We start from the raw sequence: 23,669 nt of genomic DNA on the forward strand, positions 1-23,669 counted from the left end.
TTCCTCTTGTCATGCATTGCGAAACGCCCCCTCGCTGGCGCCATGGTGCCCGCAGCGTTGCGGGGTGAACCGGCTGATACGTTACAAATCTTCTGAGAACCTGTTCAAGGTCTTTTCGGGGATCGCATTGGAATGCAATCGGGCGGAGTGGATGCTTCGGAGGCGCCGCATGGGCTCGTGCCCATGCAAGCAGCCGGGGCGTGCAATCGCCCGATTTCACTCCAACCCTTCGGGCAAGCGCCTTGCCGGGCGGTCTGCGGCGTTGCGGCGCTTGTGGATAGCCGGGCTATCCACTGCGCACCGCGCCTTGCATCCCGTCCCGGCAAGGCCCTTGTGCGACCCCGAAAAAACCTTGAACAGGTTCTTAGATTCTCTGCTCAAGCCCTTGATTCGGCAACGATTATTGGCTTAGCGGGCTGCAGCGGGACCCAAAAGTGGCGAAAATAACGACATCTCTTTCCCACTTTCATGGCAATCCTTCCCATTCTCTGTTACCCGGATCCACGGCTGCACAAGGTCGCCCGCCCCGTGGAGGCGGTGGACGACCGCATCCGCACGCTGGTCGCCGACATGCTGGCCACCATGTACGACGCCCATGGCATCGGCCTGGCGGCCACGCAGGTGGATGTGCACGAGCGGCTCGTGGTCATCGATGTCTCCGAAAAGCGCGATGAACCCTTGGTCCTGATCAATCCGGAGCTGGTGTGGACGAGCGCCGAGAAGCACCTCAATGAAGAAGGCTGCTTGTCGGTGCCCGGCATCTACGACGGGGTGGAGCGCTTTGACGCCGTGCATGTGCGGGCGCTGGACGCGCAGGGCGTGTCGCGCACCATCGAGGCCGACGGCCTGCTCGCGGTGTGCATCCAGCATGAAATGGACCATCTGATGGGCAAGGTATTCGTGGAATACCTGTCTCCGCTCAAGCGCAACCGCATCAAGACCAAGATGGTCAAGCAGCAGCGGGAGGCGCGGGCGTGAAGCCCCGGGCGCTTCGCGCCCTCTGGGGCGGCGGAGTGCTGGCCCTGGCCGCGCAGCTTGCGGGCTGTGCCCTGCCCCTGGTGGCCCGCGAGCAGCCGGGCGCGCTGCGTGCCGAGGTCGTGGCCCGCCACGGCCCGCCCACCGCCGTGGTGGCCTTGCCGTCGGGCGAGCGCCTTGTGTATTCCGAGCTGCCCTCGGGCTTTGCCGCGTACAACCTGGATTTCGACCCGTCGGGCAGGCTGGTGCGCAACGAACAGGTGCTGACGCAGACCCGCTTCGAACGCATTCCCCTTGGGGTCTGGACGGCCGCTGAGGTGCATGGCACGTTCGGGCCGCCCCTGCGCGTGGAGCGGGTGGCGCGCTTCGATGGCGATATCTGGACCTACCGTTTCCGCCAGAATTCCGACCCGCGGCTGGCGCATGTGCACCTCGACCGCCAGGGCGTGGTGCGCCAGGTGCTGTTCACGGACGAGCTGCCCCACGGCGACAATCTGCGCGACTGACGCCCTAGGGATGCTCTGCACAAATCATCGCGCCGTGTGCCTCTGCGGTCTCGGGCGGTCTGCCGCGTTGCAAAGCCTCGCAATAGCACCTGCTATTGCTGCGTTTTGTGCCTTGCAGCCCCTCCCGATCCGCAGTGCACACTTTCCGCTCGATTCGCGCAGAGCATCCCTCGCGGCGCGCGCCCTTTTCTTTGTGATCGATTCCCCATGAGAGTCATCTTTGCCGGTACGCCGGAATTCGCCCGCGTGGCCCTGGAGCAATTGCTGGCCGCAGGCTTTACCGTGCCGCTGGTGCTCAGCCAGCCCGACCGCCCCGCGGGGCGCGGGATGAAGCTGCAGGCCTCGCCCGTCAAGCAATGCGCCCTGGAGCACGGCATCGCCGTCGCGCAGCCGCGCAGCCTGCGCCTGGACGGCAAGTACCCCGAGGATGCGGCCGCCGCGCAGGACGCGCTGCGCGACGCCCGGGCGGACGTGATGGTGGTGGCCGCCTACGGGCTCATCCTGCCGCAGTGGGTGCTGGACCTGCCCCCCAAGGGTTGCCTCAACATCCACGCCAGCCTGCTGCCGCGCTGGCGCGGCGCCGCCCCCATCCACCGGGCCATCGAAGCGGGCGATGCCGAAACCGGCGTCACCATCATGCAGATGGATGCCGGCCTGGACACGGGCGCCATGCTGCTGACGCAGCGGCTGCCCATCGGCCCGGCCGACACCACCGCCACGCTGCACGACCGGCTGGCCGCGCTGGGCGGCCGGCTGGTGGTGGAGGCGCTGGAGCTGGCCGCCTGCGGAGGCCTGCATGCCGTGCCCCAGCCGGCCGAGGGCATCACCTACGCGCACAAGATCGAAAAGTCCGAGAGCGCGATTGACTGGGCGCTGCCCGCGGCCGTGATCGCGCGGCGCATCCGGGCCTTTGACCCGTTCCCGGGCTCCAGCACCGAGGCGGCCGGAGAGGCCATCAAGGTCTGGGGCTGCGAGATGGACAGCGGCCTGTCCGCCCAGGGCAAGCCGCCGGGCCAGGTCCTGGCGGCGGGCGCCGATGGCGTGGCAGTCGCCTGCGGCGAGGGCGCGCTGCGCCTGACCGTGCTGCAGCGCGCAGGCGGCAAGCGCCTCGCTGCGGCCGATTTCCTGCGCGGTTTCGACCTCCAGCCCGGCATGGTGCTGGGTGCCTCGGCCGCTCGGGCCGCCCTGACCCCTGGCGCATGAACTGGCGGGCTGTCCTGGGCCGCACGCTGCGCCACCCGTCCTATCGCACCGCCGCCGCCGACATGGCGGGCACGGCCGTGGGCATCGGTGCCTGGGGGCTGGTCACGGGCGTTGTCATGGTCAAGAGCGGCATGCCGGTCGGCATGGCCATCTTCATGTCGCTGGTGGTGTACGCGGGCAGCGCCCAGCTCGCGGTGATTCCGCTGATGGCCGCTGGCGCGCCGCTGTGGGTGGTGTGGCTTACGGCCAGCTGCGTGAACCTGCGCTTCGTGATTTTCAGCAGCATGTGGCGCAGCTATTTCGCACACTTGCCGCTGCGCCAGCGCCTGGCCGTGGGCTATTTCAGCGGCGACGTGATCTACGTGGCCTTCATGAAGCGCTTTCCCCAGCCGCGGCCGGAACCCGAGCAGGTGCCGTATTTCTGGGGCGCGGCCACCACCAACTGGCTGGCCTGGCAGGTGCCGTCCCTGGCGGGCATTCTGCTGGCCAACGCGGTGCCGCTGTCCTGGGGCCTGGGGTTTGCCGGGGTGCTGGCGCTGCTGGGCGTGCTGCTGTCGCTGCTGTTTGACCGGGCCACCTGGCTGGCCACGGGCGTTGCGGCCACGGCGGCCATTGCCGCGTTTGCCTTGCCGCTCAAGCTCAACATTCTGGTGGCCATTGCCGCCGCCGTCGCCGCAGGCCTGCTGATGGAGGCCGTGGACCGGCGCCGCCACAAGCCCGAGCTGGTCCTGCTGCCGGCCGACAGCGTGCTGCCCCCTGAAGAGCGCGAGCAGGTCGAGGCGGGCGATGTGGTCCCGCTGCGCGAGGAGCGGCACCCATGAGCAGTCCCTGGACCGGCATCGAACCTACCCTGGCCATTCTGGGCCTGGCGGTCATCACCGTGGTGTCACGGGCGTTTTTCATGATTCCCGAGCGCGAGCTGCCGCTGCCCGATTGGCTCAAGCGCGGCCTCAAGTACGCGCCGCTGGCCGCGCTGACCGCTGTGATCGCGCCCGAGATCCTCATGGCCCACGGCGAATTCATCGAAACGCTGCGCGATGCGCGCCTGCCCGCCGTGCTGTGTGCGAGCGCCTACTATTTCTGGAAGCGCGGCATCCTGGGCACCATCGTGCTGGGCATGGCCGTGTACCTGCCCCTGCACATCGGCTGGGGCTGGTAGAGAAGTCTCCCCCCTTGAAGAAGCTGCTGCGCGGCTTCCCCCTGGGGTCGCGCCAGCGACCTGGCAAAGGAGCTCACGGCGTCTGCTGGCCTGGGCCGCGCCGGTGGGGGCGGCCTGGCTTACTAAAATGGCGCCCCTCAAGCCCGATTCACTTCTCCCCCTGCCATGAACATCCTTCGCTTTTCCGATCTCTGCGCCCAGGGCAAGGCCCAAGGCCAGCGCGTCTTCATCCGTGCCGACCTGAACATTCCGCAGGACGATGCCGGCCGCATCACCGAAGACACGCGCATCCGTGCCTCGATCCCCTGCATCCGCATGGCGCTGGACGCCGGAGCCGCCGTGATGGTGACCAGCCACCTCGGCCGGCCGACCGAGGGTGAGTTCAAGCCCGAGGACTCGCTGGCCCCCGTGGCCGCCCGGCTGTCGGAGCTGCTGGGCCGCGAGGTGCCGCTGGTGGCCAACTGGGTGGACGGCGTGACCGTGGCCCCCGGCCAGGTCGTGCTGCTGGAGAACTGCCGCCTCAACGTGGGCGAGAAGAAGAACAAGGAAGAGCTGGCGCGCAAACTGGCCGCGCTGTGCGACATCTTCGTGAACGATGCCTTTGGCACCGCCCACCGCGCCGAAGGCACCACCTACGGCATCGCGCAGTTTGCCCCCATCGCCTGCGCCGGCCCGCTGCTGTCGGCCGAGATCGACGCGCTCACCAAGGCACTGGCCCATCCGCAGCGCCCGCTGGCGGCCATCGTGGCGGGCTCCAAGGTATCCACCAAGCTGACCATCCTCAAGAGCCTGGCCGACAAGGTGGACCAGCTCATCGTGGGCGGCGGCATCGCCAACACCTTCATGCTGGCCGCGGGCCTGCCCATCGGCAAGAGCCTGGCCGAGCCCGACCTGGTGGGCGAAGCCCGCGCGGTGATGGATGCGATGAAGGCGCGCGGCGCCGAGGTGCCGGTTCCCACCGACGTGGTGGTGGCCAAGTCCTTCGCGGCCGATGCGCCCGCCACGGTGAAGGCCGCCACGGAGGTGGCCGAGGACGATCTGATCCTGGACATCGGTCCGCAGACCGCCGCCCGCCTGGCGGGGCAGCTCAAGTCCGCCGGCACCATCGTCTGGAACGGCCCGGTGGGCGTGTTCGAGTTTGCAGCGTTTGAAAACGGCACGCGGGAAATCGCGCGCGCCATTGCCGACTCGGCCGCGTTCAGCATTGCAGGCGGCGGCGACACCCTGGCCGCCATTGCCAAGTACGGCATCGAGAAGCAGGTGGGCTACATCTCCACCGGCGGCGGGGCGTTTCTCGAAGTGCTGGAAGGCAAAACCTTGCCGGCGTTCGAGATTCTCGAAAAACGGGCAGTTACAAACAGTTAATTTCTGTCGCGTATCTTTTGGAAAGCAGAGGGGCGCGTGCGTAAGCAAGCGCGCCAATCTGTGACCAAAAACAACGAATTGCGTGTGTCCAGGCGCAGTTACCTCAATTTTTTCTTGTTTTTGTTGAGTATCCCGCCCAGAATTATTTTCTGACCGCGTGGGATGTATCTGTTCATGTCCCCGCCTCTCAAAGTCCGTAGGAGGGAACCATGAAATTTTCAAAGGCAGTCGGCTTGGCGGTGCTCGCCGGCGCTGTGGCTACTTTGGCAGGATGTGCTTACCGTTCGCCCATCCCCCTGGCAGAGAACTTTGAGTTGACGGTGCAGCCGAAGGTCCGTTCCGCTGGTCACTGGGAGCTGGTCTCCAACGACGTGGTGGCGCAGACCCTGAGCGCGCTGGACAAGAGCGGCGTCGCTCCCGGCACCCAGCTGCATGTGGCACTGCCTCCCAACCCCAGCGCGTTCGACCTGGCGTTCCGTGATTTCCTGATCACCAAGCTCGTTCAGAGCGGCGCCCCCGTGCTGCAAGACCCGGGCCAGACGCTGAACGTGACCTACAACACGCAGATCGTCCGCCACAACAGCCCCCGTCCCCATTTCATTCCCGGCCAGTTCACCATGATTGCTGCCGGCGTGATGGCCGCCTACGGCTTGCGCCATGAGCACCTGGACGGCCAGCTGCTGGGCGCCCTGGGCCTGACCGCGCTGGCCGACTACGGCGCCAGCATCAACTCCGGCGGCCCGACCAACACGGAAATGATCCTCACGACCACCGTGACGCGCGGCGGCCAGTATGTGGTGCGCAAGACCGACGTGTACTACCTGGAAAATGCGGACACGCCCCTGTTCATGCGTCCGTCGTATAGGAACGTCAACATGAAGGTAGTTTCGCAATGAAATCCACAGCACTTCTGACCGCGCTGGCGGCCGCCGCCCTGCTGGCAGGCTGCGCCAACAACGGCCCCGCCGTGCGCACGGAGCCCACCTACCAGGAAGCCGCCAGCAGCCAGTTCCTGGCCAGCAGCCGCGATGCCGTGGCCAAGCTGACCGCCGGCTTCGACCTGAGCGCCATCGGCAACGGTCCGGTGCTCGTGGCCACGGTGGTCAATGTGAACGACCTGAGCCGTTCTGCCCCGCTGGGCCGCACGCTCTCCGAGCAGTACGCATCGCACATGGCCGCCACCGGCTTCAATGTGAAGGAAATCAAGCTGCGCGGCGACGTGTTCGTGCGCGAAGGCGCTGGCGAACTGCTGCTGTCGCGTGAGATCAAGGACATCGCACGCAGCCACAACGCCTCGCTGGTGCTGGTGGGCACGTACTCCGCTGCCGCAAACTACACCTATGTGAGCCTGAAGCTCGTGCGCACCGAAGACAGCCGCATCGTCCGCGGCTACGACTACGCGCTGCCCAACGACCGCGACGTGCAGCGCCTGCTGACCGTTCAGCGCTGAGGCGCAGGGCACCGGTGGCGCGGCCACAGGCTGCCCCCCGCCCCGCACGCTGCCATTCTCCTTTTGCAAGGCCGTTTCGACGGCCTTTTTCTTTGGGTGCTTCTTTGGGCGCGCCCGCCCGACTGGGCCCCCCCCCGCAGCCTGACAGGCGCCGCCCGCCGCATCGCGGAGACGCATTGCGCATCGCCCTAAAATCTCGGCCCATGACCTTTACCGACATGCTGCGCGACGCCACGGCGCAGAACCGCTCTCTGCTGTGCGTGGGCCTGGACCCGGAGCCCACGCGGTTTCCCGCGGGAATGCAGGGTGACCCGCGCAAGATCTACGACTTCTGCGCGGCCGTGGTGGACGCGACGGCCGACCTGGTGTGTGCCTTCAAGCCCCAGATCGCCTACTTTGCGGCGCATGGCGCGGAAGACCAGCTGGAACGCCTGATGCAGCACCTGCGCGCCAATGCGCCGCACGTGCCGGTCATCCTGGACGCCAAGCGCGGCGACATCGGCTCCACCGCCGAGCAGTACGCCAAGGAGGCGTTCGAGCGCTATGGCGCCGACGCGGTCACGCTGTCGCCCTTCATGGGGTTCGACTCCATCGAGCCGTACCTGGCCTACCACGGCAAGGGCGCATTCCTGCTGTGCCGCACCTCCAATCCCGGCGGCGACGACTTGCAGAACCAGCGCCTGGCCAGCGTGGAAGGGCAGCCCCGGATGTACGAGCACATCGCGCGCCTGGCGCAAGGCCCCTGGAACCGCAACGGCCAGCTGGGGCTGGTGGTGGGCGCGACCTACCCGCAGGAGATCGAGCGCGTGCGCGCCCTTGCGCCCACCCTGCCCTTGCTCATCCCCGGCGTGGGCGCCCAGGGCGGCGACGCCGTGGCCACGGTCCGCGCCGGGCTGCGCGACGACGGGCCGATCATCGTCAACTCCTCCCGGGCCGTGCTCTATGCCTCCCGCGGCGAAGACTTTGCGGCCGCTGCGCGGGCCGAGGCCCAGCGCACGCGCGCCGTGCTGGAAGCCGCACGCGCCGGCTGAGGCCACCGACCCGCCGCCGTAGCGCGCCCCCGCGTCGACCGACACCGCGCCATGCAGCTCAAGTGGGTCGAAGACTTCATCGTGCTGGCGCAGGAGCGCAGCTTCACCCGCGCGGCGGAGCTGCGGCATGTGACGCACCCCGCCTTCGGGCGGCGCATCCGCGCGCTGGAAGCCTGGGCCGGCACGCCGCTGGTGGAACGTGGCGGCGGCCCCGTGGTGCTCACGCCCGCAGGCCAGAGCTTTCTGGAGACCGCGGGGCAGCTGGTGCGCCACCTTGCGCAGTCGCATGACGAGCTGCAGAGCCTGGCAGGGCGCCACGCCCGCACCGTGACTCTGACCACGGGCCGCACGCTGGCGCGCACCGTGGTGGCCGACTGGCTGGTGCGGCTGCAACCCGTGCTGCAGGGCGGCGAGCTGTGCATCCGCACGCGGGCGCTCGCCGAAACGGTGGCCCTGCTGGAGCGCGGCGAGGCCGACTTCTCGCTGGTGTACCACCACCCGGCGCTGGCGATCCGCCTGGACGCGCGCCAGTTCATGCATGTGACGGTGGCCTCGGACCGGCTGGTTCCCATCTCGCGCGCCACGGCCCAGGGCCAGGCGCTGCACGCCTTCGAGGCCGGCACGGCCGCGCCGGTGCCGTACCTGGCCTACGCCCCGCAGCTTGCGCTGGGCCGCCTGGTGGAAGACCACTTGGCGCAGAACCCGCACGCGCCCCGGCTGCAGCGGGTGGTGGAATGCGATTCGGCCGATGCCCATTACGAATACGTCCAGAAAGGGCTGGGCGTGGCCTGGCTGCCCTGGTCCATGGTGCATGCCGATTGCAAGGCCCAGCGCTTGGCGCCCGCCGGGGATGCCCGCATGGAGGTGCGCTTCGATGTGCGGCTGTACCGCCCCAAGCGCCGCCTGGGCCCGCTGGCGGAAGCGCTGTGGGCGGCGCTGGCGCCGCGCTGAGCCGGGCCGGCGATATTGGCACCATCCGGTGCCGTTTTGGCACCGCGGCCCGGGGGCGGACTTTTGACAATCGGGGCTAGGAGTCTGCGCGGCAAAAGGAGCATCGGCTGCAACGCGCGATAAACCGGTCTCGCGCGGTACTACCTCCTGCGCCCAGGGGGCCACCCTGGGCTTGTCGGTAGCACCACGCGATCCTCGGTTTTCGCGCGTTTCGCCTCGATGCCTTCTGCCGCGCAGACTCCTAGCGATCCCCCGCTGCCCTTTCTTCAGGAAACCCCGCCATGTTCCTTGCCCCCTCCTTTTGCCGTGCCGCGCTGGTGTGCGGCCTGGCCTTGTCCGCCACCGTGCCCAGCCTGGCGCAGGACGCCTACCCCAACAAGCCCATCACCATCGTGGTCGGCTACCCGCCCGGCGGCAGCACGGACCTGACGGCGCGCACGGTGGCCACCGAGCTGGGCACCAAGCTGGGCGTGCCTGTCGTGATCGAGAACATCGGCGGCGCGGGCGGTGCCATCGGCGCGCAGAAGGTGGCCAGCAGCGCCCCTGATGGCTACACCCTGCTCGTAGGGGCCAGCAACGAAATCGCCATCAACAAGCTGGTCACGAAGAAGGTGAAGTACGACCTCAAGGACTTCACCGCCATCGGCCTGATCGCGTCGCAGCCCCTGGTGCTGGTGGCGTCCGCCGGCTCGGGCGTCAAGAACCTGGCCGACTTCACGCGCAAGGTGAGCGCCAACCCCGGCAAGTACAGCTACGGCAGCTCGGGCGTGGGCACCTCGCTGCACCTGGCGGGCGAGATGGTCAAGGAGCAGGGCAAGCTGTTCATGACGCACATTCCCTACCGCGGCGTCGCGCCGCTCACCAACGACCTGCTGGGCAACAACCTGGAGTTCGGGGTGTTCGTGCTCTCCAGCGGCCTGCCGCACATCAAGAGCGGCAAGGTGGTGGCCCTGGGCACGACCGAAGCCAAGCGCTCGGCCATCACGCCCGAGATCCCCGCCCTGGCGGAAACCGCGCAGTACAAGAACGTGGACATCGGCGTCTGGTTTGCGCTCATGGCGCCGGCGCACCTGCCCAAGCTCGTGTTCGACAAGGTGAAGAAGGCGCTGAACGACAGCCTGCAGTCGCCCGACTTTCGCAAGAAGATGGAAGCCACCGGCTCCACTGTGGCGGCCACGAACGTGAACATCGACCAGTTCCTCGCGGCCGAAGTGGCCAAGTACAAGAAGATTGTTGAATTCGCCAAGATCGAAGAATGAGCACCGCTACCGAGAACTCCCAGGCCGGCAACGCCGCCGTGCCGCCCCTGGCCTTTACGCTGCCGGCGCCCGACCTCGGCGCCTGGCGCGCCGGCAACACGGGCACCGAGGGCGTGTGGCACTTCGACTCGGGCCGGCCCGGGCGCCATGTGATGGTCAGCGCCCTGGTGCATGGCAACGAGCTGTGCGGCGCCTGGGCGCTCAAGGGCCTGCTGGAGGCCGGCGTGCGGCCGGCGCAGGGCACGCTCACGCTGGCCTTTTGCAACCTGGAGGCGTTTGACCGCTTCGATCCCCGCAGCCACGACGCCTCGCGCTTCACGGACGAAGACCTCAACCGCCAGTGGATGGACGAGCGCATCGACGCCGGCGACACCCGCGAGCGGCGCCGTGCGGCGGCCCTGCGCCCCTTCGTGGCGCGTGCGGACTGGCTGCTCGACATCCATTCCATGCACGAGCCCTCGGCCCCGCTGCTGCTCACCGGCATCCAGCCGCGCAACCTGGAGCTGGCCCGCGCCATGCGGTCGCCGGAGCACATCGTGGTGGACGCGGGCCACAAGGACGGCGTGCGCATGCGCGACTACGGCCGCTTTGGCGACCTGGCCGACAACGGGACCCGTTCGCTGCTCATCGAGTGCGGCTTCCATGGCGACCCCGCCAGCCGCGCCGTGGCGCAAGACCAGTGCGTGCGCTTCCTGGAGCAGTCGGGCGCTGTGGCGGCGTCCACCCTGGCGCAGCAGCTGCCGGGCTGGCGCCTGCCCGACGCGCCCTGCCAGTGGGCGCTGGAGGTGACCGGCCCCGTCGTGGCGACGAGCAGCGCGTTCCGCTTCACGCAGCCTTTCACCGGGCTGGAGCGCATCGAGAAGGCCGGCACGGTCATCGGGGACAACGACGGCGTTGCGGTCACCACCCCCTACGACGACTGCGTGCTGGTCATGCCATCGGTGCGCCAGGCCCGGGCCGGCGTGACCGTGGTGCGCTATGCACGGCGCCGGGTGCTGTAGCCGCGGTTGAATCGAATGCTATTGATTTAATAGCTGCTAGCGCTTGTCCAGAAAGCGCTAGCGGGCGATTTCATTGAAATTTTTGCCCCGCCGCCCTGCCTACGGCATTGCGGCCCGTGCGGCGTCCAGGTGCACCTGCACCCGCTGGGCGAGGGCGATGTCGCCTGGCGTTTCCGGAACCCACTCGTCCACGGCACGGGGCTGTTCGCGCCCATCCACGGCCGTGTAGACCGCCACGCAATGCAGCACCTCATGCAGCGGGCCGCCGTGCAGGTCGCCGCTGCGCACCTCCACCGCCAGGTGCATGGCGGAACTGGTGGTCGAGGCCAGGCGCGCATGCACTTCCACCAGGTCGCCCGGCCGGATCGGGTGCAGAAAGCGGGCACCTCCCACCAGCTCCGTCACGCACGGCCCCTTGGCCCAGGCGCTGGCGCAGGCAAAGCCCGCTTCGTCCACCCAGCGCAGCACGGCGCCGCCAGGCACGCGCCCGCCGGCGGGCGCGACGCCTTCGGAGGCGAGAAAACGCAGGGTCATGGAATGCATACGGGTCTCCAGGGGGTGGGGAGGCGGTCGGGTGCGATTATTCCCCAGCCTGGCACCCGGCCGGGTGCCGCCCTGCGTGCCCGGGGCGGGTGCGCCCGCCGGCCCAGCGCCACGCCCCGGCGTCCGGGACAGCCCGGGGGGAACGCGTCCGCGGACTTGACGTGCGTCAAAACCCTACTGGCGACAGAAACCTACATTGCGTTACGACCAAGCCTTCGGAATGAGAACCGTTCCGAAATTTTGTGCTGAGCGCCGCTGGCCAGCGTCTGACCCGTGCATCTCGGCATGCCCTTTTTTCCGCGCACGCACCCGTGCGCCTGCTGCCATGTCCCTCCTGCACCGGTTGAACCTGCTTGAAAAATTCCTCATCCTGGGAACGCTCGGGCTCATGATGAGCGCGCTGCCCACCTACCTGGTGGTGCGCGACGGCTTGCGCGACATCCAGCAAGCCCGCTACGAAGCCCAGGGCGTGCCGCCCGCGCAGGCGCTGGCCCGCCTGGTGCAGCAGATGCAGGTCCACCGCGGGCTGTCGGTGGGCCTGCTCGGCGGCGACGAAAGCCTGGCGGCGCGCCGCCCGGCCGCGCGCGACGCGGTGGAGGCAGCCCTGCAGGAGGCCAGCGCCCGCTTCACTGCGGCCCAGGTGCCCGCCGGCCCGATGGCCACCTGGACGCAGGCCCAGGCCGCGTGGCGCACCCTGGAGCAGGCGGTGACGGCGCGCACCATCGAGCCCGCCCAGAGCACGGCGCAGCACACCCAGCTCATCGCCACGCTGCTGCAGCTGAACGAAACACTGGTCCACACCTTCGGGCTGCAGATGGACCCCGAGCCGGGCACCCATGCCCTCGTCCAGGCCGCCCTGGCGCAGGCGCCCATGCTGGGCGAGAAGCTGGGCCTGCTGCGCGCCCAGGGCGCCGGCGCCCTGAACAAGCGCGAGCTCACGCCCCAGACCCGGGGCCAGCTGCTGGTGCTGCAGCAGCGCGTCGCCGAGCTGCAGGCCGAGACCTTCCGCGGCCTGGAGCGCGCGCTGCGGGGCGACCCCGGGCTGGAGCGTGCCCTGGGCAGCACCGCGCAGGGCGTGCAGCAGCAGATCCAGCAGTCCCTGCAGATGGCCGAGCGCGATGTGATCCAGGCCGCGGAGCTGCAGCTGGCGTCCAAGGACTATTTCGACGCCTTCACGCGCACCATCGAGGCGCTCAACGGACTCAACAACCTGTCCATGGCCCGCCTGGACCAGGCCTTGCAGGACCGCGTGGCGGCGCTGCAGCGCAGCCTGCTGGGCGTGGCGCTGGCCCTGGTGCTGAGCCTGTCGGCCACCAGCGCGCTGGCCCTGGTGTTCGTGCGCTCCATGACGGGGCCGCTGTCGCAGGCCGTGGCGCTGTCGCGCGCAGTGGCGCAGGGCGACCTCAGCGGCGCGCCGCTGCCCCACGGCACCAACGAGGTGGGCCAGTTGCTGCAGGCCCTGCAGCAGATGCGCAGCCAGCTCACGCAGGTGGTCCGGCAGGTGCGCAGCGGCTCGGAGAGCGTGGCCACGGCCAGCGTGCAGATCGCACAGGGCAACACCGACCTGTCCGCCCGCACCGAGAGCCAGGCCAGCGCGCTGGAGGAGACCGCCGCGTCCATGGAGCAGCTGAGCTCCACCGTGCGCCAGAACGCCGACAGCGCGCGCCAGGCCAACCAGCTGGCCCACAGCGCCAGCACGGTGGCCGTGCAGGGCGGCGAGGTGGTGGCCCAGGTGGTGGACACCATGCAGGGCATCAACGCCTCGTCGCAGAAGATCGCGGACATCATCGGCGTGATCGACTCCATCGCTTTCCAGACCAACATCCTCGCGCTCAACGCGGCCGTGGAGGCGGCCCGCGCCGGCGAGCAGGGCCGCGGCTTTGCCGTGGTGGCGTCGGAGGTGCGCTCGCTCGCCGGACGCAGTGCCGAGGCCGCCCGCGAAATCAAGGCCCTCATCAGCGCCAGCGTGGAGCGCGTGGGGCAGGGCACGGCCCTGGTGGACCGCGCGGGAGCCACCATGACCGAGGTGGTGGACGCCATCCGCCGCGTGTCGGACATCGTGGGCGAGATCAGCACGGCCAGCCATGAACAGTCGCTGGGCGTGGCCCAGGTGGGCGAGGCCATCACGCAAATGGACCAGGTCACGCAACAGAATGCCGCCCTGGTGGAGGAAATGGCCGCCGCGGCCGGCAGCCTGAAGAACCAGGCCGAGGACCTGGTGCAGGTGGTGTCGCTGTTCCGCCTGGGCGGCGACAGCGGGAGCAGCTGGGTGCGCGGGCCCGGCGGCTTGCTGCCCGCGCAGTAGCGCCCCGCCAGCCCGGCCTCGCCCCGCCAACCCGGCCGCGTCCGGTCAGCCGGGGCCGCGGCGGGCCTGCGCACAGCCTGCGGGCACCGCGCCGATCGGCAGCACCAGCCGCGCCCGCAACCCCTGCCCGGGCGCACTGTGCAGCTCCAGCCGCCCGCCGTGGCTGCGCGCCACGCGGTCGGCAATGGCCAGGCCCAGGCCGGCGCCGGGTCGGCCGCTGCGGGCCGCCTCGCCCCGGGCGAAGGGCTGCCGCACGCGCTCCAGCTCGGCGGCGGGCAGGCCCGGGCCGTGGTCTTGTACCTCGATCCAGACGTCACCCGCCGTGCGGCCCGTGCGCAGCACCACGGGCGCTGCGCCGTGGCGCCAGGCGTTCTCCACCAGGTTGTCCACCGCGCGGCGCAGGGCCTGGGCCTGCACGGGCGCAGGGGGCGGCGCACCCAGTTCCAGCGTCACGCTGCGGCCATGGTCGGCCTGCGCCTGGGCAATGGCCTGGGCCAGGTCGTTGAGCGCCGCGGGCTGCGCGGGCTCGGCCTCCTGCATGCGGGCAAAGTGCAGGAACTGGCCGAGGATGGCGTCCATCTCGTCCAGGCTGCGCACCATGCGCGTGGCCAGATCGGGTTCGATCTGCGGGCCGGCAATCTCCACCGAGAGGCGCAGCTTCGTCAGCGGGGTGCGCAGGTCGTGCGACACGCCGGCCAGCATCAGCGCCCGCTCCTGGTCGGCCTGGGCCAGGCTGTGCGCCATGTGGTTGACGCTGCGGGCCACGGTGGCGATCTCGGTGGGGCCGTCCTCGGGCAGCGGCTCGTGCGGCTGGCCCCGGGCCAGGCGCTGCGCGGCCTGCACCACGCGCTGCAGCGGCTGGTTGAGGTGGCGCTGCAGCCACCACGCCCCCGCCAGCGCCAGCGCCATGCTGGCCAGTGTGGCCAGCAGCCAGGCGCCCGTGAACTCGCGCGTGGGGAACACGCTGGGCAGGTTGAGCCAGTAGGTTTCCGGCCCTTGCGCTCCCTCATGCACCACACGCAGCGACAGCACGCCGCTGCGGTCGCGCCGCCAGACCGGCTCGGCCGACGCAGCCGTGCGCGCGCCCTGTGCAGCATCCAGCTGCTGCGTGACCGCGCGCACAAACTGCCGCTCCATGGGCGAGAGCACGGCGCGCCAACTGCCGGGAGCCGCCGCCCGGGCGTGCGCCTGCGTCTGCGCGGCCTGGTCGTTGAAGGCTTGCACAAACGCCTGCCGCTGCGGCGGCGGCAGCGTCTGCAAGCCGGCGCGAATGGCGGCCACATTGCGTGCCACGCCATCGGCCACCAGCGCCACGCGGGGCTTGAAGATCATCTGCCGCACCAGCACCGCCGCGCACAGTTGCCCCAGCACGATGAGCACGGCCATGAGCAGCAGGTTGCGGCCCAGCAGGCTGCGGGGCCACCGGCCCCTTGGCCCGGGCGCTGGTGTCTGCAGAAATGCGGGTTCAGTCATGGCCGGCCCCCGCTGGCAGGCGCGGCGCCGTCGGGCACAAACACATAGCCCACGCCCCACACCGTGCGGATGTGGCGCGGCTGGGCCGGGTCGGCCTCGATGAGCTTGCGCAGCCGCATGACCTGCACGTCGATGCTGCGGTCCGTGGCCGTGTGGTCGGGGCCGTAGGCCAGGGCCATGAGCCGGTCGCGGCCCAGCGGGCGCTGCGGGTTTTGCGCCAGCGCCAGCAGCAGGGCGAACTCGCCGGTGGTCAGGGGCACGTCCTCGCCCGCCCTTTCCAGCCGCCGTTGCGCAGGCAGCAGCACGAAGTCGCCAAATGCCAGCCGCTCCTGCACGCCCTGCGGCCCGGCGTGTGCGCCCAGCAGGCGCTGGCGGCGCACCATGGCCTGGATGCGGGCCAGCAGCTCGCGCGGGTTGAAGGGCTTGGGCAGGTAGTCGTCCGCGCCCATCTCCAGGCCCACGATGCGGTCCACCGGGTCGCCGCGGGCGGTGAGCATCAGGATGGGAATGGTCTCGCCCTGCGCCCGCAGGCGGCGGCAGATGGACAGGCCGTCCTCGCCCGGCATCATCACGTCGAGCACCAGCACGTCAAAGCGCTCGCGCGCGAGCAGCACATCCAGGGGCCCCGCGCCCTCCACCGTGCGCACGGTGTAGCCCTGGTCGCTCAGATAGCGCTGCAGCAGGGCGCGCAGGTCGGGCTCGTCATCGGCGACCAGGATCTTGGCCAGGGTGTCGGTCATGGGCGGGTACTCAGGGCAATGCTGGCAATGGTAGGCGCTGCCGAGGGGGACGCAGCCGCAGGCATGACAAGCCATGACACAGCGGCTGGCGTTTGTCATGGTTTGTCATACACCGGCGGATTTCAGCCATCACTGGCTCACACCTGGCGGGCAAAGTCCTTCCATGCCCCACATCCCGAGGCACCCTCCCAGGAGTTCATTGCCATGCCTATGCTGCCCCGTTCTGCCGTGCTTCTTTCCGCGATCGCCACCCTGGGGCTCAGCGCCGGGTTGGCGCTGGCCGCGCCCGCCGAGGCCCAGGCCCGTACCCGCCACCGCGTGGAGCACCACGCCGATGGCAGCATGGCCTCTCACACCGGCGTGGCCCGCAGCGGCCCGAACGGCACCGTGCTGCGCGGCCGCACGGCCACCGCTGATGGCCAAGGCAACGCCAGCGTGACGAGCCGGGGCGCTGCCGTGGGCACGCAGGGCGGGGTGGCCGTGCGCCAGGGCAGCACCACGCGCAACGCCGACGGCAGCGCCAGCCACAGCGGCAGCCTGTCGGCCCGGAATGCCCAGGGCAGCCTGCAAAGCAGCGGCGGCGCCACGCGCAATGCCGACGGCACCGTGACGCAAGCGCGCACCTCCACCGCCACCAGCGCGGCCACCGGCAACAGCGTGCAGACGCAAAGCAGCTACAGCCAGGACAGCGGCCTGAGCCGCAGCGCCACCTGCTACGACGCCAGCGGCGCGGCCATGGCCTGCCCCACGCGGCCTTGATTTCGTTGCCGGTGCCTGGCCTTTCTGCGCTAGAAATATCCGTTCGGGCTGAGCCTGCCTGCGCCTTGCGCGGCGCATCGACAGGCTCAGCGTGAACGGTTGGGTTAGAGCCGCCCTTCTCCATCGTCCCTTCTCATTCCCGCCCTCCACCTTTTACCCTGACAGGAGCTTTGCCATGTCCCTGCGCCATCTGCTCATCGTCACCGCCCTGGCTGTCGCCAGCCTCGGCACCGCCAGCGCGCAAGCCCAGGCCCCCGCACAAAACGGGGGCCGTCTGCGCGCCCTCATCGCGCAAAGGCAGGCCGCTGCCGCCCCGGCTGCCCTGCCCGCAGGCGTGCAGCGCATTGCCGACGTGCCCTACGGCGCGGACCCGGCGCAGCGCATGGATGTGTACGTGCCCACCAGCCCCACGGGCGCAGGCGCCACCAGCCTGGTGGCCAGCGCGGTGCGCGCGCCGGTGATCTTCATGGTGCATGGCGGCGGCTGGCGCTATGGCGACAAGGCCATGGGCCGTGTGGTGCAGGAGAAGGTGAGCCGCTGGGTGCCCAAGGGCTTCATCCTCATCTCCATCAACTACCGCATGCTGCCCGACACGCCGGTGGCCGTGCAAGAGCGCGACGTGCAGGCCGCCCTCATGGCCGCGCAGCAGCGCGCGGGCACCTGGGGCGGGGATCCGAGCCGCTTCATCCTCATGGGCCACTCGGCGGGCGCCCACCTGGTGGCCCTGCTCAACGCCCGGGCGCCGCAGGCTCTGCGCGAAGGGGCCTGGCCCTGGCTGGGCACGGTGTCGCTGGACAGCGCGGTGATGAACGTGCCCGCCTACATGCGCGCGCCGCACCTGCCGCTGTACGACGACGCCTTCGGCAGCGACCCCGCCTACTGGGTGGCGCTGTCGCCCTTCCACCAGTGGACGGTGGGCGCGCCGCCGGTGCAGTTGGTGTGCTCCACCGAACGGGCGGACCAGCCCTGTTCCCAGGCCGACGCCCTGGCCCGCCACGTGCGCAACCAGGGTGGCCGGGCCGAGGTGCTGCCGCAGGACCTGAACCACGGCGAGATCAACGCCACGCTGGGCCTGGAGAGCGACTACACGCGGGCGGTGGAAGCCTTCATGGGGTCGCTGGACCTGGAAGTGGCACGCCGCCTGCAATGATGCGAGGGTGCAATCTGCTCTGATTTTTATAGCAGCTAGCGCTTTGCTGATAAGCGCTAGCGGCCATTTTCATTCAGATTTTTCCCGCAGGTAAGGCGCCAGATAGCGCCCCGTATGGCTCGCCGGGTTGGCCGCCAGGTCCTCGGGCGTGCCCACGCCCACCACGGTGCCGCCGCCCGCGCCGCCCTCGGGGCCCATGTCGATGAGCCAGTCGGCGGTTTTGATCACGTCGAGGTTGTGCTCGATGATGACGATGGTGTTGCCCGCGTCGCGCAGCTGGTGCAGCACCTTGAGCAGCAGGTCGATGTCGGCAAAGTGCAGGCCGGTGGTGGGCTCGTCCAGGATGTAGAGCGTGCGGCCGGTGTCGCGTTTGCTCAGCTCCTGCGCCAGCTTCACGCGCTGCGCCTCGCCGCCCGACAGCGTGGTGGCCGCCTGGCCCAGGCGGATGTAGGAGAGGCCCACGTCCAGCAATGTCTGCAGCTTGCGCGCGATGGTCGGCACGTCCTTGAAGAAAGCCGCCGCGTCCTCCACCGTCAGCTCCAGGATCTGCGCGATGTTCTTGCCCTTCCACAGCACTTCCAGCGTCTCGCGGTTGTAGCGCTGGCCGTGGCACACGTCGCAGGGCACGTACACGTCGGGCAGGAAGTGCATCTCCACCTTCACCACGCCGTCGCCCTGGCAGGCCTCGCAGCGGCCGCCGGCCACGTTGAAGCTGAAGCGGCCGGGGCCGTAGCCGCGTTCCTTGGCGGTGTTGACCTCGGCCATCAGCTCGCGGATGGGGGTGAACAGGCCCGTGTAGGTGGCCGGGTTGCTGCGCGGCGTGCGGCCGATGGGGCTCTGGTCGACGTTGATGACCTTGTCGAAGTACTCGATGCCTACGATCTCCTCGTGGGGCGCGGGCTCCTCGTGGGCGCGGTAGATCTGGCGCGCCACGGCGGCATACAGCGTGTCGTTGACCAGCGTGCTCTTGCCCGAGCCCGACACACCCGTCACGCAGGTGAGCAGCCCCACCGGGAAGTCCACGCTCACGTCCTTGAGGTTGTTGCCCGTGGCGCCCACCACGCGCAGCGCCTGCACGGCGCCCTGGCGGGCGTGGTGCTCGGCCATGCGCTCGGCCCGGCGCTTGCTCGCCTCGGTCTGCGGGAAGCGCGACTTGCCCTTGGGCGGCGCAGGCGGCGGCGCGGGCTGGTCCAGCACCGGCAGCCAGGGCGTGCGGCGCTTGGGCACGGGAATCGACAGCGTGCCGGACAGGTACTTGCCCGTCAGCGATTCAGGGTGGCTGCGCACCGCGTCGTACGTGCCCTGCGCCATCACGCGGCCGCCGTGCACGCCCGCGCCCGGGCCCATGTCGATCACATGGTCGGCGGCTCGCATCATGTCCTCGTCGTGCTCCACCACAATCACGCTGTTGCCGATGTCGCGCAGGTGCTGCAGCGTGGCGATCAGCCGGTCGTTGTCGCGCTGGTGCAGGCCGATGCTGGGCTCGTCCAGCACATACATCACGCCCGTGAGGCCCGAGCCGATCTGCGACGCCAGGCGGATGCGCTGCGCCTCGCCGCCCGAGAGCGTCTCGGCGCTGCGGTCCAGGCTCAGGTAGTTCAGGCCCACGTCGTTCAGGAACTGCAGCCGCGTGGTGATCTCGCGCACCACCTTGTCGGCGATCTCGGCCTTGGCGCCCGTGAGCTGCAGCTGCTGGAACCAGGCGTGCGCGCTGGCCAGGGTGTCGTGGCTCACCTCGAAGATCGCGCGGGCCTGCGCGCCCTCGCCCACCTTCACATGCCGGGCCTCGCGGCGCAGGCGCGTGCCATGGCATTCGGGGCAGGGCTGGCTGCTGCGAAAGCGGGCCAGGTCCTCGCGCACCACCACCGAATCCGTCTCGCGGTAGCGCCGTGCCATGTTGGGCAGGATGCCTTCGAACGGGTGCTTCTTGCTGTACACCTTGCCCTTGTTGGGGCCGCTGTCCAGGATGTAGCTGAACGCGATCTCCTCCTCGCCCGATCCGTGCAGCACCACCTGCTGCACCTTGGCCGGCAGCGATTCGAACGGCGCTTCCACGTCAAAGCCGTAGTGGGCGGCCAGGCTCTCCAGCATCGCAAAGTAATAGCCATTGCGGCGGTCCCAGCCCTTGATGGCGCCGCTGGCCAGGCTGAGCGTGGGGAAGGCCACCACGCGCGCCGCATCGAACACCTCGCGCTGGCCGATGCCGTCGCATGCCGGGCACGCGCCCATGGGCGAGTTGAACGAGAACAGGCGCGGCTCCAGCTCGGCCAGCGAGTAGCTGCACACCGGACAGGCGAACTTGCTGGAAAACAGGTGCTCCTGGCCCGAATCCATCTCCAGCGCCAGCACGCGGCCGTTGCCCTCGGCGCCGCCCACGCGCAGCACCGCCTCGATGCTCTCGGCCAGGCGCTGCTGCATGTCAGCGCGCACCTTGAGGCGGTCGATCACCACGTCGATGTTGTGCTTCTCGGTCTTCTTGAGCGCCGGCAGGCTCTCGTGCTCGACGATCTGACCATCCACCCGGAAGCGGACGTAACCCAGCGCCTGCATCTGCGCAAAGAGCTCGGTGAACTCGCCCTTCTTCTCGCGCGCCACGGGCGCCAGCAGCATGAGCCTGGTGTCCTCGGGCAGTGCCAGCACGGCATCCACCATCTGGCTCACCGTTTGCGCGGCCAGCGGCAGGCCGTGGTCGGGGCAGTACGGCGTGCCGGCGCGGGCGTACAAGAGGCGCAGGTAGTCGTGGATCTCGGTCACCGTGCCCACGGTGGAGCGCGGGTTGTGGCTGGTGGCCTTCTGCTCGATGCTGATGGCGGGCGACAGGCCCTCGATCAGGTCCACATCGGGCTTGTCCAGCCGCCCCAGGAACTGCCGCGCATAGGCCGACAGGCTCTCCACGTAGCGCCGCTGCCCCTCGGCATACAGCGTGTCGAACGCCAGGCTCGACTTGCCCGAGCCCGACAGCCCGGTGATCACCACCAGCTGGTTGCGCGGAATGTCCAGGTCAATGTTCTTGAGGTTGTGCGTGCGCGCCCCCCGGATGCTGATGCGCTGCTCGCGCAGGGCGCGGGCCAGGTACAGGCCGTCATCGGGAGCGGCATCGGAAGCGGGGGCGGAGACGGGCATGGGCGCGGCGGAAAAGGGCGAACCCTCCATGATAGGGGCGCGGCCCCATGCCAGGGCCTCCGTTACAACCGCCGCGGCGCCAGGGCGACGCCGGGAAAGCACTTTTGGCATTTTTCAACGGTTGTGCCTATACTCATTTTTAATAATTTTTCACAATCTAAGCCTGGCGAAGAGTCCGAGGACGCTGGGCCGATCCACCCGTATGAGCATTTCGCCGCCCAGCGAATCCAGCCCCCGGATGGCGCCCAGCCGCCTGGCCCTGCGGCCCATCCGACCTGAAGACGAAGCCACGCTGCTGGCCATCTTTGCCTCCACGCGCGAAGAGGAGCGCCGCATGCTGGGCTGGCCCGACGCGGCCTGGGACGCGTTCGTGCGCCAGCAGTTCTCCTTCCAGCACACGCAGTACCAGTCCGCCTACGCCCATCCTTCGTTCCTGCTGGTGCTGTGCGACGGCGAAGTGGCCGGGCGGCTCTACCTGGACCGCGCCCCGCGCGAGACCCGGGTGGTGGACATCGCGCTCTTGCCGGCCTGGCGGCGCCAGGGCATCGGCCGGCTGCTGATGGAATCGCTGGCCGTGGAGTCCGACGGCAACGGCATCCCGCTCACCCTGCATGTCGAGAGGAACAACCCGATCCTCGGGTACTACGAACGCCTGGGATTCCAGGTGGAGGCCGACAAGGACGTCTACCTGTACCTGCGGCGCCCCAGCGCGCTGGGCGAACTCCCTGCGCTGCAGGCCTTCGAGCCCTGCGTGGGGACCGATTTCCTCTTGCAGCGGCCGGGGGGCGAGGCGGCCGTGCCACTGCGGCTGGCGGATGTCGCCATCCGGCAGCGGCCAGGCACCCACAGCGGCTCGCTGACCTTCACGGGCCCGGACTTTGGCCGGCCGGCGCACGACACCTACGTGCTGGTGCACCCCCAGCTGGGGCGGTTTCCGTTGTTCCTCGGCCCCGTCATGGGCGGCGCGGCGGGGGAGCTTTTGTACCAGGCGGTCATCACCCGCACGGTTCCATCGCCCGAGGAGGACCCCTGACATGAGCGAGGCATTCATTGGCGAAATTCGCCTCTTTGCCGGCAATTTCGCGCCGCAACACTGGTCGTTCTGCGATGGCAGCTTGCTGCCCATTGCGGAGTATGACGCCGCCTATGCGCTGCTGGGGACCACGTACGGCGGGGATGGGGTCACGACCTTCGCCGTCCCGGACCTGCGGGGGCGGCTGCCGATCGGCGTGGGGCAGGGGCCGGGCCTGAGCCTGCGCGTCCTGGGGGAGCAAGTGGGGGTGGAGCAGGTCACCCTGCTGGCCAACAACGCCCCGGCCCACACGCACGCCCTGGCCGCGGGCGCCGCTGCCAGCAACGTGAACCCCGCGGGCCTGGCGCCTGCCGCCGTGACCGGCTTCAACCTGTATGCCGCAAGCACCACCGCGCCGCAGGCCCTCGCGGGCAGCACGGTTGACGTGGCGGGCGGGGGAATGCCGCACAACAACGTGATGCCTTCGATGCCGCTGAGCTTCATCGTTTGCCTCAACGGCATCTTCCCCAGCCGCAACTGAAGAAAGGAACACGTCATGGACCCCTTCATTGGCGAAATCCGCGCCTTCGCGTTCGGCATGATCCCCAAGGGCTGGGCGGTGTGCAACGGAAGCCTGCTGGCCATTGCGCAGAACCAGCCCCTGTTCTCCCTGCTGGGAACGCGCTATGGCGGCAACGGGCAGACCACGTTCGCGCTGCCCGATCTGCGCGGGCGCACACCCGTCGGGTACGGGCAGACCCAGAGCGGCGGTCTGCCGCTCGGCACCAACGGCGGGTCCGAGACCGTGGCGCTGACCACCGCGCAAGTGCCATCACACAGCCATGCGCTGCGCGGCACCACCGGCCTGGCAACCACCAACAATCCCGCGAATGGGGTGCTGGCGCAGACGGCCAACGCCGCCTCCGCCGCGTATGCGGCACCGGGCTCCGCCACGCTGGCCGCGGCGGCCGTTGCCTCCAGCGGCGCGGGGCTGGCACACGAGAACATGCAGCCTTCGCTGGTGGTGAATTGGTGTATCGCCATCAACGGCATCTTCCCGTCCCGCAACTGAGCCAGGAGGCCCCCCATGGCAGACCCCTTTTATGGCGAGATCCGCGCCTTTGCGTTCGACTTTGCCCCGGTGCACTGGGCCTTTTGCCAGGGCCAGCTGGTGCCCATCTCGCAGAACACGGCGCTGTTCTCGGTGATCGGCATCCAGTTCGGCGGCAACGGCGTTTCGTCCTTTGGCCTGCCCAACCTGCAGGGCGTGGCCCCCATGGGCAGCGGCGACGCACCCGGCCTCACGCCCCGCACCGTGGGGGATTTGGCCGGCACGGAGTCGGAAACGCTGCTGCCCAGCGAAATGCCGCAGCACACCCACGCAGTGACAGCGGAAGGCGCCAACGCGACGGCCGCCGTGCCGCAGGGCAATTTCCTGGCGAAAGGGCTGGTTCCCGGGGCGCGACCCAGCCCCCGGCCCACCTACGCGACCGGCGCGGCCACCACCGCGCTGGCGGCCAATGCGCTGGCGCCCTTCACGGGCGGCGGACAGCCGCACAACAACATGCAGCCTTATCTGGCGCTGAACTTCTGCATCTGCCTGTCGGGCGAGTTCCCCGTGCGCGGCTGACACCCCGTCCCGTGCCCATCGCATTCACCGTTGT

At 69.5% G+C, this 23,669-nt stretch carries 23 protein-coding genes; 19 read left to right on the forward strand and 4 right to left on the reverse strand.

All coding sequences use genetic code 11. From position 1 onward, the window contains the following. Positions 1-468: 468 nt before the first annotated feature. The 12 genes from def (at position 469) to LWW96_RS04575 (ending at position 10,900) form a co-directional block, all read left to right on the forward strand. Positions 469-978, forward strand: coding sequence for a peptide deformylase (gene def / locus LWW96_RS04520; protein ID WP_291484480.1), 510 nt, complete (start codon positions 469-471; stop codon positions 976-978). After that, a complete protein-coding gene (locus LWW96_RS04525; RefSeq protein ID WP_291484481.1) occupies positions 975-1,481 on the forward strand; it encodes a hypothetical protein in 507 nt (168 codons plus the stop codon). Before def ends, LWW96_RS04525 begins: the two co-directional genes overlap by 4 nt. Positions 1,482-1,688: 207 nt before the next feature. Then, complete coding sequence (gene fmt / locus LWW96_RS04530; protein ID WP_291484482.1) at positions 1,689-2,684, forward strand: methionyl-tRNA formyltransferase; 996 nt, start codon at positions 1,689-1,691, stop codon at positions 2,682-2,684. Continuing rightward, a complete protein-coding gene (locus tag LWW96_RS04535) occupies positions 2,681-3,505 on the forward strand; it encodes an AzlC family ABC transporter permease (RefSeq protein WP_291484483.1) in 825 nt (274 codons plus the stop codon). Before fmt ends, LWW96_RS04535 begins: the two co-directional genes overlap by 4 nt. Then, entirely contained in the window at positions 3,502-3,843 is a 342-nt protein-coding gene (locus tag LWW96_RS04540; protein ID WP_291484484.1) for an AzlD domain-containing protein, read from the forward strand. Before LWW96_RS04535 ends, LWW96_RS04540 begins: the two co-directional genes overlap by 4 nt. 165 nt (positions 3,844-4,008) lie before the next feature. Continuing rightward, positions 4,009-5,208 carry a phosphoglycerate kinase gene (locus LWW96_RS04545; RefSeq protein ID WP_291484485.1) on the forward strand — a complete coding sequence of 400 codons (1,200 nt, stop codon included), beginning with the start codon at positions 4,009-4,011 and terminating at the stop codon, positions 5,206-5,208. Between the two features lie 209 nt (positions 5,209-5,417). Then, positions 5,418-6,104 (forward strand): hypothetical protein, encoded by a 687-nt coding sequence (locus LWW96_RS04550; RefSeq protein ID WP_291484486.1) that lies wholly within the window; start codon positions 5,418-5,420, stop codon positions 6,102-6,104. Further along, entirely contained in the window at positions 6,101-6,658 is a 558-nt protein-coding gene (locus LWW96_RS04555; RefSeq protein ID WP_291484487.1) for a FlgO family outer membrane protein, read from the forward strand. Before LWW96_RS04550 ends, LWW96_RS04555 begins: the two co-directional genes overlap by 4 nt. A 203-nt stretch (positions 6,659-6,861) precedes the next feature. Beyond that, entirely contained in the window at positions 6,862-7,689 is an 828-nt protein-coding gene (gene pyrF / locus LWW96_RS04560; RefSeq protein WP_291484488.1) for an orotidine-5'-phosphate decarboxylase, read from the forward strand. Positions 7,690-7,740: 51 nt separating this feature from the next. Beyond that, positions 7,741-8,640, forward strand: coding sequence for a LysR family transcriptional regulator (locus tag LWW96_RS04565; RefSeq protein WP_291484489.1), 900 nt, complete (start codon positions 7,741-7,743; stop codon positions 8,638-8,640). A 281-nt stretch (positions 8,641-8,921) separates the two neighbouring features. Then, positions 8,922-9,899: a tripartite tricarboxylate transporter substrate-binding protein gene (locus tag LWW96_RS04570; protein ID WP_291484490.1), complete on the forward strand. Its 978-nt coding sequence runs from the start codon at positions 8,922-8,924 to the stop codon at positions 9,897-9,899. After that, positions 9,896-10,900 carry a succinylglutamate desuccinylase/aspartoacylase family protein gene (locus LWW96_RS04575; RefSeq protein ID WP_291484491.1) on the forward strand — a complete coding sequence of 335 codons (1,005 nt, stop codon included), beginning with the start codon at positions 9,896-9,898 and terminating at the stop codon, positions 10,898-10,900. The genes LWW96_RS04570 and LWW96_RS04575 overlap by 4 nt, the downstream gene beginning before the upstream one ends. Positions 10,901-10,999: 99 nt before the next feature. On the opposite strand, the gene LWW96_RS04580 is transcribed toward LWW96_RS04575, so the two are convergent. Further along, positions 11,000-11,443 carry a hotdog domain-containing protein gene (locus LWW96_RS04580; RefSeq protein WP_291484492.1) on the reverse strand — a complete coding sequence of 148 codons (444 nt, stop codon included), beginning with the start codon at positions 11,441-11,443 and terminating at the stop codon, positions 11,000-11,002. A gap of 325 nt (positions 11,444-11,768) precedes the next feature. Here LWW96_RS04580 and LWW96_RS04585 point away from each other — a divergent pair, with 325 nt between their 5' ends. Next, positions 11,769-13,748: a methyl-accepting chemotaxis protein gene (locus LWW96_RS04585; protein WP_291484493.1), complete on the forward strand. Its 1,980-nt coding sequence runs from the start codon at positions 11,769-11,771 to the stop codon at positions 13,746-13,748. Positions 13,749-13,793: 45 nt separating this feature from the next. On the opposite strand, the gene LWW96_RS04590 is transcribed toward LWW96_RS04585, so the two are convergent. Next, positions 13,794-15,221, reverse strand: coding sequence for an ATP-binding protein (locus LWW96_RS04590; RefSeq protein ID WP_291484494.1), 1,428 nt, complete (start codon positions 15,219-15,221; stop codon positions 13,794-13,796). Further along, positions 15,218-15,961: a two-component system response regulator OmpR gene (gene ompR / locus LWW96_RS04595; RefSeq protein ID WP_291484495.1), complete on the reverse strand. Its 744-nt coding sequence runs from the start codon at positions 15,959-15,961 to the stop codon at positions 15,218-15,220. Before ompR ends, LWW96_RS04590 begins: the two co-directional genes overlap by 4 nt. A gap of 204 nt (positions 15,962-16,165) precedes the next feature. Between ompR and LWW96_RS04600 the strand changes: the two genes are divergently transcribed. Then, positions 16,166-16,720, forward strand: a complete 555-nt coding sequence (locus tag LWW96_RS04600) for a hypothetical protein (protein WP_291484496.1) — start codon at positions 16,166-16,168, stop codon at positions 16,718-16,720. Between the two features lie 175 nt (positions 16,721-16,895). Next, positions 16,896-17,870: an alpha/beta hydrolase gene (locus LWW96_RS04605; protein ID WP_291484497.1), complete on the forward strand. Its 975-nt coding sequence runs from the start codon at positions 16,896-16,898 to the stop codon at positions 17,868-17,870. Positions 17,871-17,939: 69 nt separating this feature from the next. Here the strand turns inward: LWW96_RS04605 and uvrA are convergent, their stop codons facing one another. Further along, positions 17,940-20,993: an excinuclease ABC subunit UvrA gene (gene uvrA / locus LWW96_RS04610; protein ID WP_291484498.1), complete on the reverse strand. Its 3,054-nt coding sequence runs from the start codon at positions 20,991-20,993 to the stop codon at positions 17,940-17,942. 202 nt (positions 20,994-21,195) lie between these two features. Between uvrA and LWW96_RS04615 the strand changes: the two genes are divergently transcribed. Genes LWW96_RS04615 through LWW96_RS04630 form a run of 4 tightly spaced genes read left to right on the forward strand, consistent with a single transcriptional unit; the run spans position 21,196 to position 23,635 of the window. After that, positions 21,196-22,026 carry a GNAT family N-acetyltransferase gene (locus LWW96_RS04615; protein WP_291484499.1) on the forward strand — a complete coding sequence of 277 codons (831 nt, stop codon included), beginning with the start codon at positions 21,196-21,198 and terminating at the stop codon, positions 22,024-22,026. A gap of 1 nt (position 22,027) precedes the next feature. Beyond that, positions 22,028-22,546: a tail fiber protein gene (locus LWW96_RS04620; RefSeq protein WP_291484500.1), complete on the forward strand. Its 519-nt coding sequence runs from the start codon at positions 22,028-22,030 to the stop codon at positions 22,544-22,546. Between the two features lie 15 nt (positions 22,547-22,561). Continuing rightward, positions 22,562-23,077 (forward strand): tail fiber protein, encoded by a 516-nt coding sequence (locus LWW96_RS04625; RefSeq protein WP_291484501.1) that lies wholly within the window; start codon positions 22,562-22,564, stop codon positions 23,075-23,077. 15 nt (positions 23,078-23,092) lie between these two features. Next, positions 23,093-23,635 (forward strand): tail fiber protein, encoded by a 543-nt coding sequence (locus LWW96_RS04630; protein ID WP_291484502.1) that lies wholly within the window; start codon positions 23,093-23,095, stop codon positions 23,633-23,635. Positions 23,636-23,669 lie beyond the last annotated feature (34 nt).

Origin of the sequence: Acidovorax sp. (assembly GCF_021287135.1) — a bacterium.
Classification (GTDB): domain Bacteria; phylum Pseudomonadota; class Gammaproteobacteria; order Burkholderiales; family Burkholderiaceae_C; genus Acidovorax.

Coding starts and splice junctions, on each gene's coding strand:
- LWW96_RS04565 (WP_291484489.1), top strand. CDS start 7,741: ATGCAGCTCAAGTGGGTCGAAGACTTCATCGTGCTGGCGCAGGAGCGC.
- LWW96_RS04570 (WP_291484490.1), top strand. CDS start 8,922: ATGTTCCTTGCCCCCTCCTTTTGCCGTGCCGCGCTGGTGTGCGGCCTG.
- LWW96_RS04545 (WP_291484485.1), top strand. CDS start 4,009: ATGAACATCCTTCGCTTTTCCGATCTCTGCGCCCAGGGCAAGGCCCAA.
- LWW96_RS04605 (WP_291484497.1), top strand. CDS start 16,896: ATGTCCCTGCGCCATCTGCTCATCGTCACCGCCCTGGCTGTCGCCAGC.
- LWW96_RS04580 (WP_291484492.1), bottom strand. CDS start 11,443: ATGCATTCCATGACCCTGCGTTTTCTCGCCTCCGAAGGCGTCGCGCCC.
- LWW96_RS04585 (WP_291484493.1), top strand. CDS start 11,769: ATGTCCCTCCTGCACCGGTTGAACCTGCTTGAAAAATTCCTCATCCTG.
- LWW96_RS04620 (WP_291484500.1), top strand. CDS start 22,028: ATGAGCGAGGCATTCATTGGCGAAATTCGCCTCTTTGCCGGCAATTTC.
- LWW96_RS04540 (WP_291484484.1), top strand. CDS start 3,502: ATGAGCAGTCCCTGGACCGGCATCGAACCTACCCTGGCCATTCTGGGC.
- pyrF (WP_291484488.1), top strand. CDS start 6,862: ATGACCTTTACCGACATGCTGCGCGACGCCACGGCGCAGAACCGCTCT.
- LWW96_RS04600 (WP_291484496.1), top strand. CDS start 16,166: ATGCCTATGCTGCCCCGTTCTGCCGTGCTTCTTTCCGCGATCGCCACC.
- LWW96_RS04535 (WP_291484483.1), top strand. CDS start 2,681: ATGAACTGGCGGGCTGTCCTGGGCCGCACGCTGCGCCACCCGTCCTAT.
- LWW96_RS04590 (WP_291484494.1), bottom strand. CDS start 15,221: ATGACTGAACCCGCATTTCTGCAGACACCAGCGCCCGGGCCAAGGGGC.
- LWW96_RS04555 (WP_291484487.1), top strand. CDS start 6,101: ATGAAATCCACAGCACTTCTGACCGCGCTGGCGGCCGCCGCCCTGCTG.
- LWW96_RS04625 (WP_291484501.1), top strand. CDS start 22,562: ATGGACCCCTTCATTGGCGAAATCCGCGCCTTCGCGTTCGGCATGATC.
- LWW96_RS04575 (WP_291484491.1), top strand. CDS start 9,896: ATGAGCACCGCTACCGAGAACTCCCAGGCCGGCAACGCCGCCGTGCCG.
- def (WP_291484480.1), top strand. CDS start 469: ATGGCAATCCTTCCCATTCTCTGTTACCCGGATCCACGGCTGCACAAG.
- LWW96_RS04615 (WP_291484499.1), top strand. CDS start 21,196: ATGAGCATTTCGCCGCCCAGCGAATCCAGCCCCCGGATGGCGCCCAGC.
- uvrA (WP_291484498.1), bottom strand. CDS start 20,993: ATGCCCGTCTCCGCCCCCGCTTCCGATGCCGCTCCCGATGACGGCCTG.
- LWW96_RS04630 (WP_291484502.1), top strand. CDS start 23,093: ATGGCAGACCCCTTTTATGGCGAGATCCGCGCCTTTGCGTTCGACTTT.
- LWW96_RS04550 (WP_291484486.1), top strand. CDS start 5,418: ATGAAATTTTCAAAGGCAGTCGGCTTGGCGGTGCTCGCCGGCGCTGTG.
- ompR (WP_291484495.1), bottom strand. CDS start 15,961: ATGACCGACACCCTGGCCAAGATCCTGGTCGCCGATGACGAGCCCGAC.
- fmt (WP_291484482.1), top strand. CDS start 1,689: ATGAGAGTCATCTTTGCCGGTACGCCGGAATTCGCCCGCGTGGCCCTG.